The 12696-nt window shown below is 69.5% G+C and carries 12 protein-coding genes; 4 read left to right on the plus strand and 8 right to left on the minus strand.

Annotated features, from left to right (window positions below):
• Window positions 1-38 precede the first annotated feature (38 nt).
• From ACIOVG_RS04840 to ACIOVG_RS04860, 5 genes are all read right to left on the minus strand, one after another.
• On the minus strand, window positions 39-653 hold the full coding sequence (locus tag ACIOVG_RS04840; protein ID WP_400869613.1) for a hypothetical protein: 615 nt from the start codon (window positions 651-653) through the stop codon (window positions 39-41).
• A gap of 19 nt (window positions 654-672) precedes the next feature.
• Window positions 673-1983 (minus strand): O-antigen ligase family protein, encoded by a 1311-nt coding sequence (locus ACIOVG_RS04845; protein ID WP_400869614.1) that lies wholly within the window; start codon window positions 1981-1983, stop codon window positions 673-675.
• Window positions 1967-3316: a hypothetical protein gene (locus tag ACIOVG_RS04850; protein ID WP_400869616.1), complete on the minus strand. Its 1350-nt coding sequence runs from the start codon at window positions 3314-3316 to the stop codon at window positions 1967-1969. The genes ACIOVG_RS04845 and ACIOVG_RS04850 overlap by 17 nt, the downstream gene beginning before the upstream one ends.
• A gap of 58 nt (window positions 3317-3374) precedes the next feature.
• Window positions 3375-4586, minus strand: a complete 1212-nt coding sequence (locus ACIOVG_RS04855) for a lipopolysaccharide biosynthesis protein (protein ID WP_400869618.1) — start codon at window positions 4584-4586, stop codon at window positions 3375-3377.
• A 79-nt stretch (window positions 4587-4665) separates the two neighbouring features.
• Window positions 4666-5835 (minus strand): glycosyltransferase, encoded by a 1170-nt coding sequence (locus ACIOVG_RS04860; RefSeq protein WP_400869620.1) that lies wholly within the window; start codon window positions 5833-5835, stop codon window positions 4666-4668.
• Between the two features lie 224 nt (window positions 5836-6059).
• On the opposite strand from ACIOVG_RS04860, the gene ACIOVG_RS04865 reads away from it, so the two are divergent.
• Window positions 6060-6515: an adenylyltransferase/cytidyltransferase family protein gene (locus ACIOVG_RS04865; RefSeq protein WP_400869622.1), complete on the plus strand. Its 456-nt coding sequence runs from the start codon at window positions 6060-6062 to the stop codon at window positions 6513-6515.
• A gap of 33 nt (window positions 6516-6548) precedes the next feature.
• Here the strand turns inward: ACIOVG_RS04865 and ACIOVG_RS04870 are convergent, their stop codons facing one another.
• Window positions 6549-6941: an SIP domain-containing protein gene (locus ACIOVG_RS04870; RefSeq protein ID WP_400869624.1), complete on the minus strand. Its 393-nt coding sequence runs from the start codon at window positions 6939-6941 to the stop codon at window positions 6549-6551.
• Between the two features lie 84 nt (window positions 6942-7025).
• Here ACIOVG_RS04870 and ACIOVG_RS04875 point away from each other — a divergent pair, with 84 nt between their 5' ends.
• The 3 genes from ACIOVG_RS04875 (at window position 7026) to ACIOVG_RS04885 (ending at window position 10720) form a co-directional block, all read left to right on the plus strand.
• Complete coding sequence (locus ACIOVG_RS04875; RefSeq protein WP_400869626.1) at window positions 7026-7289, plus strand: glutaredoxin family protein; 264 nt, start codon at window positions 7026-7028, stop codon at window positions 7287-7289.
• 43 nt (window positions 7290-7332) lie between these two features.
• Entirely contained in the window at window positions 7333-8712 is a 1380-nt protein-coding gene (locus ACIOVG_RS04880; RefSeq protein ID WP_400869628.1) for an MFS transporter, read from the plus strand.
• 241 nt (window positions 8713-8953) lie between these two features.
• Complete coding sequence (locus tag ACIOVG_RS04885; protein WP_400869630.1) at window positions 8954-10720, plus strand: aldehyde dehydrogenase family protein; 1767 nt, start codon at window positions 8954-8956, stop codon at window positions 10718-10720.
• A 21-nt stretch (window positions 10721-10741) separates the two neighbouring features.
• On the opposite strand, the gene pip is transcribed toward ACIOVG_RS04885, so the two are convergent.
• Window positions 10742-11710, minus strand: coding sequence for a prolyl aminopeptidase (gene pip, locus ACIOVG_RS04890; protein ID WP_400869632.1), 969 nt, complete (start codon window positions 11708-11710; stop codon window positions 10742-10744).
• A gap of 67 nt (window positions 11711-11777) precedes the next feature.
• On the minus strand, window positions 11778-12656 hold the full coding sequence (locus ACIOVG_RS04895) for a neutral zinc metallopeptidase (RefSeq protein ID WP_400869633.1): 879 nt from the start codon (window positions 12654-12656) through the stop codon (window positions 11778-11780).
• Window positions 12657-12696: the final 40 nt, after the last annotated feature.

Consider the following 12696-nt stretch of genomic DNA (forward strand, 5'->3'; position numbering starts at 1 on the left):
CTCAACGCCCGGGCCGGTGATTTCCCCTCAACCGGCGCTTACGGTCGCGCTCCCACGAACACGACGTCTGATTCTGCAGCCAGTATATCGACCATGATACGGATATCGCCGTCGGACGCAACAGGTACCGCGAAATAAAACGACGCCTCCGCGCTCTCGCCCGGCGCGATCGAGGCGGGGAGGACCGTGGCATCGTCCGCGCTGACGGCGGGCGCCGGGGTCCGGTCGTCGCCGTCGTAGGTCAGGTTGACGCTCACTCCGCCGGTGTCGAGAGGCTTGTCTCCGGTGTTCGTCACACTGAGGACCACCTTGACGGCGGGGCCGCTGCTCTCGCCGGGGATGTCGCGGCCGGCGGTGACGGCTTCGACCGACACCAGCTTGATCGACGCGCCCTGATCGAGCTCGACGACCTCGTCGAGCGGGGTCTCGGTGGCATCGTCCGGCTTCTCGACGGGCGCCGTGGCTCCGGGAGTCGGCGTCTCGACCTCGGTGGGCTGCGGCGTCGGCGTCTCCGAGGCCGTGCTCGAGGGCGAGGCAGCCAGCTGCCCCGCGGTGAATGCCCAGACACCCACCGCGACGGCGATCGCCACGACCGCGACCGCGACCCAGATCCAGATGCGCCGCGTTCGCGGTGCGCTCTCCGACTCCGACATGCTCGTCTCCCCTCGCTCTTCAGTTCTCCCGCGCACCGGCTGCGCGTACTGCCTGCCGATCGGCGATCGCGTCCCACTGCCACGTCGCCGATTCCGTGCCCTGATGAGCGCTCACGCTACCACCGTGCCGCGAGCGATGAGTGAGGACGGACGCCAGCACCATCAGCGTCAGGAACGGCAGTGCGCTGTCGACGAGTCCGCTCTCGGTGGTGGAGCGGAAGATCACGAGCACCAGCAACGGCAGGACCAACCACCGGCGGCTGGCCGAGATGCAGGCGGTCACGACGCACCAGAGCAGGAGCGCTGCCACGAGGGTGACGCCGATGAGCCCTGACTGCGCCAGGATCGACACCCAGCTGCTGTCGAGCACCTGCTCGTCGCGCCACTTGATGTCGACGGGCACGGTCTTGGCGGAGAGCCCGAGCCCGATCCACTTCTGCCATTCGTCCCACCCCCAGCCGAGCACGACCTTCCAGGCGTCGAAGCGGGAATCCAGCGCCGAGGTGGTGTCGGTGGATCCGGCACGCGTGGCGAGGCTGCCGAAGACGTTCGTGAACGAGGCGATGGCGTAGCCGAGCGGGAGGCAGCCGAGCAGCGCGTACACGACGCTGCGGTCGCGGATGCCGTTCACGAGCACGGCCACGACGATGCCGAACACGATCGCGGCGAGGCCCGTGCGCGAGCCGGTCGCGACGGCGATCGTGAGCAGGATGACGGAGGCGACGAGCGTGTTGAGGCGCACTCCGCGTCGGAGCATCACGATGACGAGACCGATCAGCGGCGCGCCGGCGAGACCGGCCAGCTCGTTGGGATGGATCTCGGGGATGCCGCCGCCGAGCCGCCCCGACGAGACGAGACCGGGAAGACCGGTCACCGCCGCGACCACGCCGACCAGCGCCATCCCGGTCAGGAGGCTGCGGATGCTGACCGTCCACGGGACGGTCGTGAGCAGGATGAGGATGGTCGCCATGACCAGGAACACGCGGAGCACGAGCACGATGGTCGCGGCCCCGTTGCCCGCCACCAGGGCCCCCAGCGCGCTCACCAGCATGACGATGGTCATCACGGCCGCCGGTCCGATGCCGATCGAGATCCGGTCCCTGGTGCGCACCGCCAGCAGGGTGGCGGAGCCGAAGGCGATCAACGCGATCAGCGCCTTCGCGACCACCACGAAGTCGAGTCCTCCGCTGTAGATGGTCTGACTGCGCCACGGGATCACGCTGGCGATCAGCAGGATGTAGAGGGTTCCGACCGCGACGAGTCGTGCACGGCTGGGCGTGTGCGCCGAACCGTGCAGGTGGTTCACCGGGGCGTCAGCCTCGATGCGCACGCGTGGCTCCGCCGGCGTCCTCGTGCAATCCGCCGTGCCCTCGGTCCGACACCCGCCAGGACTCCGCGATGGAACCGAGCGCCCCGTGCCCCGTGCTGATCATGAGCACTCCGACGGGACGGATGCCCATCACGCGCAGGCGCGTGGCGACAGCGACGAGGTCGGGTGCCGATGTGCTGTTGTGCTTGACCGTGACGATGATGCCGGCACCGCTGCCGACGAGAGCCTCCAGCAGCGCGGACTCGGTGGGCTCGGCGATGATCATGACGATGTCGAAGCTCTCGTGCAGACGCTCGACAGCGGCGGGCAGCCGCCGCAGCAGTGTCTCCGTCGCGACCGGCTCGTGCGCGACGATCACAGCACGGTCGTCGATGTCGTCGCGGCGCGCGTCGGTACCGTCGACTTCGTGGTCCAACAGGGCATCGAGACTGTAGGCCCCGCCTGTGACGTGCTCCTTGCGGGTGTCGACGACGCAGGCGCTGCGGCCGACGACCTCCTGCGCCTTGAGGAGTCCGAGCACGGTGTCATCGTCGATGGCACCCGGCGATGACGGGACGAGCAACTGCGTGCGCAGCCCGTCGCCGGCGAGAGCCGCCAGGTTTCCGACGGTCTCCTCATAGGCCATGAGCGTCGTGGACTCCGGCTCGGGGCGCACGCGACGGCGACGAGGGATCTGGCCGACGACCGGGAGTCCCGTCGCCCGACGGACGTCGGAGATCGTGCGGAGCCGGCGGTTGGTCGTGGTGCGGTACACGGCGACGATCGCGCCCAGGGCGAGCCCGGCGACACCACCGAGACCGGTGATCGCGGTGACCTGCGGCGAGATGGGCGACTGCGGTTCGACGGCGGGAAGCACCTGGTCGAGGTTGACCGTGTAGCGCGTATCGCCCTTGACGTTCTCCGTCGTCTTGATGAGCTCGGAGAGGTGCGTGGCCGCCGAGTTCGCGACATCGGTGGCCAGGCTCGCCGAGGGCGCATCCGCCTGCACCACGAGGAGCACGGTGTCGGCGGTGTTCTCCGCCGACAGCATCCGCCGGATGTCACGGTCGGAGTAGTCGTCCTCATCGAGGGCGAGGTCGCTCCGCACGGCGTCGATCACCTCGGGGCTGTCGATCAGCGCGGGATACGACTTGATGCGCGCGAGGCTGAACTGGTTGCGCTCGAAGAGCGACGCCTCACTCGAGTCGACGCGCAGCAGCATCGTCGACGTGGCCGCATACGTCTCCGGCAGCGCCTTGGCGACCAGCCATGCTGCGCCCGCGCCGAAGATCGCGAGCGCGACGATGATCAGCCACCCCTCGCGCAAGATCCGTCCGTAAGGAACGTCCTCCATCGTCAACCCCTCCCCCGCACACTGCGACCAAACGTATCATTCGGGCGTGTCTCGCCCATCAGCTTTCCGGGTGCCGTGGTCCCGTAGACGCCACCACGAGCCACCGCAGGGCGAGGCCGCCGAGCATCGACGCGAAGGCCAGTCCGAACGGGAGCGCCGAGACCGGAGCGTCGAGCATCAGCATGACCACGGCGATCAGCACCGCCAACACGGTGTCCGACAGTCGGATCAGGAACACCGCGATCTGCTTGCCTCCGACCGCCCCGAGTGCGCCGTAGGGCGTCACGATCGCCACGGACAGCCCGTAGGCCAGCCACGCGACGACAGCCAGCGGATCGACCTCGACGCCGAACGCGAGCGGGCTCGCCCACGGGATCAGGACCACGGCGATGACGCTCATCACGACGGTGCCCGCCAGCAGGAAGACGACGGCCCGGTCGGCTTCACGCACGGAGTTCGTCGCGCCGCCGCCGCGTCGCTGGTCCGCGAACCGCACGAACAGGAAGGACGACAGGCCGCCGATCACGAGGATCAGGGGCGAGGTGTAGGTACGGGCCGCTTCGAGCAGACCGACCGCGGTGATGCCGGCGGCGGCGAGCGACAGCAGCCGCACGGTCGTGAACAGGCTCGGCCGCAGCACCTGCTGCAGCCCGCGCCACACCCCGTACCGCCAGACCGCCGCGATGTCGGCGCCACGCAAGCTCACCAGCACGCGGTCGTTCTTCGGCACCAGGAACCATCCGACGACGGAGGCCACGACCTGTCCTGCCGCGATCGCTGCCAGGAAGAAGCTCAGTGTGAGGATGCCGGTGAGCTGGGCGGCGAGGATCACTCCGAAGGCGACGACGAACCCGCTGACGTCGGTGATCGCCGCACGGATGAACGACATGTGCGCGATCAGCAGTCGCCGCACGATCTCCTCGATCGAGAAGGCGGCGAGCGCGACCGCGAACAGCAGGGCCTCCAGGGCGCTGCTGAATCCGGTGCCCCACGCGACCAGGAAGGCGGCGACGCCGAGCACGACGGACGAGGCGAGCAGCATCGCCTCGAGACCGGCACGCACGGTGCGCTGCGAGCGGTCGAGCACGACGAGCGAATCCCCGACGAGTCCGGTCACCACCGCAGTGGCCAGGATCACGACGCCGTACAGGATCGCGAAGCGTCCGTAGTCGTCGATGCCCAGCAGGCGTGCGACGAGGATCTGGATCAGCAGTCCGATCAGAGCCTGCACGGCCTGCGCGATGATGGCTCCCACAGCCTGGCGTTTCATGTCGCCCTCCCGGAGACATCCTCGCACGCGGTGCCGCGGCTGCTCGCGCAGCGCCGCGGCGCACCCCGGCGACAGGCGGCTAGAGCTCGCCGGGCTTCATGGCCTCGGCATCGATCGCGCGGATGACGCGCAGCGTCGCGGTATCGGGCTTCGGCTCACCCGCCTCGGCCGCGCGACGCCGCGGGGCGTAGACGACGAGCGAGTGGAAGAGGAAGCGGGCGAAGAACGCCACGATGAGCGTGAGCCCGGTGGCCAGCACGCTGGAGATGTGCCAGCTCTCCACCATCAGCGCCATCACCGGGATACGCACCGCGGCTTCGACGTTGTTGAACGTGAACGAGGTCGCGAAGCGAAGACCGAGACCGCGGGCATCCGTGCGCATGTCGGCGAAGACGAACCGCTCCTGCAGGATGAAGTTGCCGATGATCGTGACCTCTGCCCCGATGATCGCGGCCCAGATGTAGGGCACGCCGAGCGCGACCAGGAGCCACATGATGCCGATGTTGGCCACGGCTCCGATCACGCCGATGAGCGCGAACAGCGACATCTTGCCGAAACGGAGGCGGGCGAGGTGGGCGACGAACGTGACTCCCTGGCGCAGGCTCGCCTTGGAGGTGCCGTGGCGGCGCTCGGCGAACTCCATCGGGATCTCGGCGATGCGCAGGTCGGTGCGGGCGAGGATCTCGAGCAGGATCTTGAACCCCTGCGGACGGAGTGCCGCCACGTCGACGCGGCGGCGATCCACGAGGAAGAAGCCCGTCATGGGGTCGGTGCTCCGTGCCAGGCGGATGGGGAACATCGCCCTCGTCAGCCAGGTCGCCGCTCGCGACACCCCGAAACGCACCGCGGTGCCCAGTCCGCTGGTGTCCCCGCCGCCCACGTAGCGCGAGGCGGCGACGACGTCGGCGTCGCCGTCGGCGAAACGGTCGAGCAACGCGGGAAGCAGCTCGGGCGGATGCTGCAGGTCGCCGTCCATCACGATGCAGATGTCGGAGTCCGCGGCGGCCAGTCCGACGACGACGGCCCCACCGAGCCCTCCGGTGTTCTCCTCGCGGTGGATGACCCGCACCGGCACCGGCGCATCGGGGGCCACGCGGGCGACCTCGGCGGCCGTGTCATCGGTGCTGTCATCCACGAACAGGATCTCGGCGTCGCGTCCACGCAGTGCCGCGGCCGTGCGCTCCACGAGCTCCGCGACATTGTCTCGCTCGTTGAACGTCGGCACGATGACCGTCACCGCTGTCCCCACGCGCCGTCCTCCCCCTGCTGCCTGGCCTGCGGCACCATCGTCGCACGGGTTCCTATGGGCCGAGAAACCCGCGCGACCGCGTACGACCTGCGGCGAACAGCGACGACGGCGCCGGATCAGGGGTCGCATCGACGCCCGCGCGTCCGCTACACTGATCCGATGCGGCTGTGGGAGTCGCTGGCGGATGGGGATCCGCTCTGGGGAAATTCTGATCTGGGGAGATCATGGGGACGCGTATCGGCTACGCCGCGGGAGCTTTCGACCTTTTTCACGTCGGGCACCTCAACCTTCTTCGTCACGCCAAGCAGCAGTGCGACATTCTGATCGCCGGCGTCGTGAGTGACGAGATGCTGCGCCAGGTGAAGGGCATCGAGCCTGTCATCCCGACGGCGGAGCGCGCAGAGATCGTCAGCCACATCTCCTTCGTCGACGACGTCTACGTCGAGACGAGCCCGTCCAAGATGGACGCGTGGGAGGACGTGCGCTTCACGCACTTCTTCAAGGGCGACGACTGGCGCGGAACCGAGAAGGGCCTCCGTCTCGAGCGCGAGTTCGCCGAGGTGGGTGTCGAGGTCGTGTACTTCCCGTACACCGCGCACACATCCAGCTCGTCGCTGCGGCGCGCACTCGATGCGATCACCGCGGGCGCGAATACGCAGACGGTCGCCGCCTCCCGCTGATCCGGAGACGCGTCCGCAGGCGGGAGCGAACAGTCAGTTCGCGACGCCCAACAGACTTCGGGCCATGCGCGCCACGTGGGGTGGCGTGTGTGGCCCGAGCCATACCGTCCAGTGGGCGGGCGGCTCGGCGCAGGTCCACTCGACGCACCACGCGTGCACGGCGTTCGCGAGACGCTCCCCCTTCGTGTGCGCGCGGATGCCGTCGCCGCGCAGCAGCCACCGCACCGAGACACCCGCGGGGACGTCGATGTGGCGGTACTGGACCCGCGCGGCGGCCTCGAGCACGATCGCGCCCTGGGCGTCCCACGGCAGGCGTGCTGCGATACCGGCGATGACGGCCGCGTCCGCGGCGTCGCCGGCGATCAGGACCGGACCCTCGATGTCGTCCCAGACCGGATCGCTCAGATGTTCGCACGCACCATTCATGCCACCAAGTATAGGTAAGGCTACCCTTACTGACAATCCCGAAACGGCGAAGCCCCTCCTCTTCTCCGGGCATACCCTTGATGTATGACTTCTCCGAACGAATCCACGATCACCGTGTTCGGCGCCGACTGGTGCCGCGACTGCATCCGCACCAAGAAGCAGCTCGATGAGCTCGGCGTGGAGTACACCTACGTCGATCTGGTCGCCGACCCGTCTGCAGCGGATGTGGCCAAGGAGATCTCGGGCCGCACCAACATCCCCGTGGTCGTCTACCCCGACTCCACCCACCACGTCGAGCCCGCGAACTCCGACGTCGAGTCCAAGCTCCGCGAGCTGTCGCTGATCTGACGCGCACCGTCGCACCGCTCGCACGCGCCGATACACTGGCGCGATGAGCACCGAGGCTCCCCCGGAACACGCATCCGTCCGCCTGTCCGCCCGCACGATCGTGCTGTACGCGATCGGTTCGCTGGGCACCGGCGGCTACGCCACATTGCCAGGGCTGGTGCTGACGTACTTCCTCACCGACAACCTCGGCGTCGCCGCCCTCGCAGCCGGGCTCATCGTGACGGCAGCGAAGATCTGGGACGTCGTGATCGATCCGCTGATCGGCGCGGCCTCCGACCGGCAGCTGGCTCGCACGGGCTCCCGCCGCGGCTTCATGATCACCGGCGCGATCGCGCTGCCGGTGTTCTTCGCGCTCACGTTCGCGGTGCCGCCGTCGTGGGGCCCCGCGACCGGCGCCGTCTGTGTACTTCTCGCCTTCCTGGGCACGGCGACCGCGTTCAGCCTGTTCCAGGTCCCGTACGTCGCGCTGCCGGCAGAGCTCACCGACAGCTACGACGAGCGCACCCGCCTGCTCGGCTGGCGCGTCGTCGTGCTCACCGCTTCGATCCTGCTGTTCGGGGCCGGCGGCCCTGCGCTCCGCGAGGCCGGGACCGATCAGGTCACCGGGTACCTCGTGATGGGCATCGTCGCCGGACTCCTGATCGGCATCGGCATGTTCGTCGCCGCCCGCACGGCCGACACCGCCGCAGCGCGCACCTCACCCGCCGCCCGACCCGCCACCGCCCCGAGCGGCGTCCGCGAGCAGTACCTCTCCGGCTTCCGGGCCCTGCGCCGCAGTCAGCCCTTCCGCGCCCTGCTGGGTACGTTCCTCCTGCAGGCGCTGGCGACGGGAACGATGCTCGCCGGCGCGCAGTACCTGGCGACCTGGGTGCTGCGCTCGGAAGACGCGGTGACCTTCGTCTTCATCGCCCTCGTCGGCCCTGCACTGTTGGCCACCCCCGGGTGGACCGTGATCGCCCGCCGCGTCGGAAAGGAGCGAGCGTTCCGGCTCGCGAGCGTGCTGTTCACTCTGGCGGCCGCCTCGATCACGGTCGCCGTCTGGGCACCCGGCGACTGGATCTACGGCTCGGTCGCCGTCGCCGGCATCGCCTATGCCGGACTGCAGTCGCTGCCGATGGCGATGCTCCCCGACGTCATCTCGCACGACGAGCGCACGAGCGGCCGCGGGCAGGCCGGCACCTTCACCGGCATCTGGACCGCGGGCGAGACGGTCGGCTTCGCTCTCGGCGCCACCACGGTGTCGCTGACGCTGGCCGCCACCGGATACATCTCCACGGTCGCCGGTGCCGCGGTCACGCAACCTGCCGAGGCCATCACGGGCATCGTGCTGAGCTTCAGCATCCTGCCCGCCGTGCTGATGCTGGCGAGCCTGCTCCCGCTGCAGCGCTACCGCCTGCGTCGCGCCGACATCGAGGGCGCGTGAGTCGCTCACCCGCGGGGACTCACGATGCCGTCACCGTCGCGTGTGCGTGCCGAAAGATCACCACCCGAGGCCACGAGTCTCGCGACATGCAGGAGGTTTCGCGACATGCAGGAGGAGACCGGGGCGGACGCTCCCGCAACTCGCACTTCTTCCTGCACGTCGCGCGTTCACGGCGGCGTCCGCCCCGCGGACTCGCCCAGGCCCGCCGCCTAAGCTGGGATCCCGTCCGAAGGAGACTGCGATGACTTCTGCGACCACCACGGCCCGTCCGGCAGCCGAGAGCGCGCCGGCGAACGAGCTGAGCGCCGGCGAGCGCGAGCGGCTCGACTCCGCGATCGCCGAACTGCACACCGGATCCCGCACCTGGACGGCACTCGCCCTCGCCCAGCGCGTGACCCTGCTGCGCGCCGTGCGCACGAGCGTCGCGCAGGTGGCTGAGGACTGGGCCAACACCGCCGCGGCCTCGAAGGGGCTCGACGCGCGCCACCCCCTCCGTGGTGAGGAGTGGCTCAGCGGACCGTACAGCGTGCTCGGCGCACTCGACGCGTACATCGAGACACTGTCGCGACTGGCCGCGGGGGCCAACCCGCTCGAGGGGATCACGATCGATCGGGCGCCGGGCGGCCGTGCCCGCGTGCACGCCTTCCCGCTCACCGGCATCGACAGGTTCCTGCTCTCCGGCTACACCGGTGAGGTCTGGCTGGAGCCCGGCGTCACCCCGAACGCCGCCCGCGCCGCCGCGGGTCTCGCGCAGCGCACGCCGACCGTCTCGGGAGGAGTCGGCCTGGTGCTCGGGGCCGGCAACGTCACCTCGATCCCGGTGCTCGATGTGCTCTACGAACTCCTCGCCCACAACCGCACCGCGCTCCTCAAGGTCAACCCGACGCAGGATGCCCTGGTGCCGATCTACAAGCGGGCGTTCGCGCCCCTGATCGAACCCGGTCTGGTGCGCATCGTGCGGGGCGGCCCTGCGGTCGGCGGGTACCTCACCGCGCACCCCGACCTGGCTCACGTGCACATCACCGGGTCTGCTGCCACCTTCGACGCGATCGTCTGGGGCACCGGAGCCGCGGCGAAGCGCCGCCGCCGCGAGATGCGACCGCAGCTGAAGAAGCCGATCACCGCCGAGCTCGGCGGCGTCTCGCCGATCATCGTCGTGCCGGGCGACTGGAGCGACGCCGATCTCACCTATCACGCCGAGCACATCGCCACGATGCGACTCCAGAACAGCGGACACAACTGCATCGCCGGACAGGTCGTGATCCTCTCGTCCGACTGGGCGCAGGGCCCCGCCTTCCGCGCCGCACTCCGCCGCGCCTACGCGAACGCGCCGGAGCGGCCGATCTGGTACCCCGGCTCCCCCGCGCGCATGCACCGCGCCGCGGACGACTACCCCGATGCCCTCGTGCTCGGCGATCGCGTACTGGTGGAAGTCGACCGCGACGACGACCCGACGGCGCTGCAGAACACCGAGTACTTCGCTCCGGTGCTCGGCGTCGTGTCGGTGGCCGGCACGGGCCAGGCGTTCCTCGATGCCGCTGTCACGTATGCGAACGACCAGCTCCAGGGCACGCTCGGCGCGAACCTGATCATCGCGCCGGCCACCGAGCGCGCACTCGGTGCGGGTTTCGAACGGGCGATCGCGAACCTCCGCTACGGCTCCATCGCGATCAACGGATGGACCGCCTTCGGGTTCATCACGCCGACCATGACCTGGGGCGCGTTCCCCGGCAACACGATCGACGACGTGGGCAGCGGGATCGGCGTGGTGCACAACGCACTGCTGCTCGACAGCGTCGAGCGCTCCGTCATCCGCGGGCCGTTCCGTCCGCTGCCGAGATCGTTGCCTCTCCTCAACGGCGGGGGTCGCCTGACCATCCTGCCGAAGCCGCCGTGGTTCGTGTCATCCCGCACCGGGGCGTCCGTGAGCGAGGGCCTGACCCGCTTCCGCGCGAAAGGTGGAGTGCTCGGCCTCGTGAAGACGCTGACGAAAGCACTGCGGGCCTGATCCGCGGCGCCGCGGCCGACGTCAGAAGGAGAACAGGTCGGTCGCGTCGCGCAGTGCCTGCTGGATGCCGGGCTCCGTCGCCGAGTGTCCAGCGTCGTCGACCACTACGAACTCGGCCTCCGGCCAGGCCTTGTGCAGATCCCAGGCCGTCATCATCGGCGTGCAGACGTCATGCCTGCCCTGCACGATGACGGCAGGGATGTGCCGGATCGCGTCGATGCCGGCGAGCAGCTGCCCCTCGGCCCACCAGCCTCGGTTCACGAAGAAGTGGTTCTCGATCCGGGCGAACGCGGTGGCGGTGCGCGGGTCGGACATCGCGGCGATCTGCTCGGCATCGGGACGCAGCGTCACGGTCGAGGCCTCCCACGTCGACCACGCGATCGCGGCGGGCACGTGCACCGCGGGGTCGGGGTCGAAGAGCCGCCGGTGGTACGCGTCGATCATGTGCGAGCGCTCCAGCACCGGGATCGGCGCGATGAAGCTCTCCCACAGGTCGGGGAACAGCGCCGCGGCCCCGCCTTCGTAGAACCACTCCAGCTCCATGCGCCGCAGGGTGAAGATGCCGCGCAGCACGAGCGCCGAGACGGCATCCGGATGCGCCTGCGCGTAGGCGAGCGCCAGCGCGCTGCCCCAGGAGCCGCCGAAGACCTGCCACTGCTCGACGCCCAGGTTCTTGCGCAGCAGCTCGATGTCTGCGATCAGGTGCGCCGTGGTGATGTGGCGCAGATCCGCACCGGGCTCTCCCGCATGCGGGGTGCTCTTTCCGCAGCCGCGCTGGTCGAACAGCACGATGCGGTACTTCTCGGGGTCGAAGAAGCGACGCTGCCACGGCGAGGTGCCGCTGCCCGGGCCCCCGTGCAGGAAGACGACCGGCCGGCCCTCGGGGTTCCCGCTGACCTCCCAGTACAGACGGTGGCCGTCGCCGACGAGGAGCTCGCCCGACTCGTACGGCTCGATCGGCGGATACAGCGCATCCAGGTTCATCGTCATTGTGCCCCCAGCCCGGAAAGAAGACTACGGATGCCACGCTACCCCGGGAGGACCCGGTCAGCGGGGATTACAGGTCGCCGTCGCTCCGCGTGAAGGTCTCCGCGCAGACGTTCAGCCCGTTCTCGTAGCCGTTCGCGAACCAGTACTGACGCTGGTCGCTGGAACCGTGCGTCCAGCTCTCGGGATTCACGACGCCGGACTGCTCCTGGATGTGATCGTCGCCGACCGTCGCGGCGGCGTTGAGCGCATCCCTGAGCTCCGTCTCCGTCGGAGCGACCAGGAAGGGATCGCCGTCGGCATCCTCCGGCTCGGTGATGCGTCCGATCCAGGCGCCGGCGTAGCAGTCGGCCTGCAGTTCCATCCGCACGCCATTGCTCCCGGGTCCCGTCCCGTTGTTCGGGTACTTCTCCATCGTGCCCGTGATGTTCTGGATGTGGTGGCCCCACTCGTGACCCACGATGTAGAGCTGGGCGAGGTTGCCAGCGGATGCTCCGAACTGCTGCTGCATGAGCTGGAAGAACGTCGGGTCGACGTAGACGCCCTCTTCGGGCGGGCAGTAGAACGGGCCGACGGCATTCGAGGCGGTCCCGCACTGCGTCGAGGTCGCCACGTCCACGACGGTCATCGTGGGCTTGCGGTAGCCGTCGACGTTGTCGGCCCAGAACGCGTCGAGAGCGACCTGGGCGCCGGCCATGCGGCAGTCGACGTTCTCATTGGCGTCCTGCCCGGTGTCGCAGTTCTCGATCACCGAGCCGCCTGAGCCCGAGTCGCCGCTCGGCTGCGAGACGCCCCCGAGCAACCCCGTGAGGTCGATGCCGAGCAGCGGGCCGGCGATGAGCGCGATGAGGGCGAGCACGCCGACACCCGCACCACCGGCGACGGCGGCGGTGCGCCCACGGCGACGCGTCGTGTTGCCGGAGAGGTCGGCGTCGGGGTTGAAGGTCATGTGACAGAGGGTACTCCGACAGCCGACCCCGGAACGGACG

This window comes from Microbacterium sp. NPDC087591, assembly GCF_044743625.1.
Classification (GTDB): Bacteria; Actinomycetota; Actinomycetes; order Actinomycetales; family Microbacteriaceae; genus Microbacterium.

Bases quoted from the DNA above. Each gene is read 5' to 3' on its own strand.
- ACIOVG_RS04840 (WP_400869613.1), bottom strand. From the start codon at position 653: ATGTCGGAGTCGGAGAGCGCACCGCGAACGCGGCGCATCTGGATCTGG.
- ACIOVG_RS04850 (WP_400869616.1), bottom strand. From the start codon at position 3,316: ATGGAGGACGTTCCTTACGGACGGATCTTGCGCGAGGGGTGGCTGATC.
- ACIOVG_RS04855 (WP_400869618.1), bottom strand. From the start codon at position 4,586: ATGAAACGCCAGGCTGTGGGAGCCATCATCGCGCAGGCCGTGCAGGCT.
- ACIOVG_RS04865 (WP_400869622.1), top strand. From the start codon at position 6,060: ATGGGGACGCGTATCGGCTACGCCGCGGGAGCTTTCGACCTTTTTCAC.
- ACIOVG_RS04870 (WP_400869624.1), bottom strand. From the start codon at position 6,941: ATGAATGGTGCGTGCGAACATCTGAGCGATCCGGTCTGGGACGACATC.
- ACIOVG_RS04875 (WP_400869626.1), top strand. From the start codon at position 7,026: ATGACTTCTCCGAACGAATCCACGATCACCGTGTTCGGCGCCGACTGG.
- ACIOVG_RS04880 (WP_400869628.1), top strand. From the start codon at position 7,333: ATGAGCACCGAGGCTCCCCCGGAACACGCATCCGTCCGCCTGTCCGCC.
- ACIOVG_RS04885 (WP_400869630.1), top strand. From the start codon at position 8,954: ATGACTTCTGCGACCACCACGGCCCGTCCGGCAGCCGAGAGCGCGCCG.
- pip (WP_400869632.1), bottom strand. From the start codon at position 11,710: ATGACGATGAACCTGGATGCGCTGTATCCGCCGATCGAGCCGTACGAG.
- ACIOVG_RS04895 (WP_400869633.1), bottom strand. From the start codon at position 12,656: ATGACCTTCAACCCCGACGCCGACCTCTCCGGCAACACGACGCGTCGC.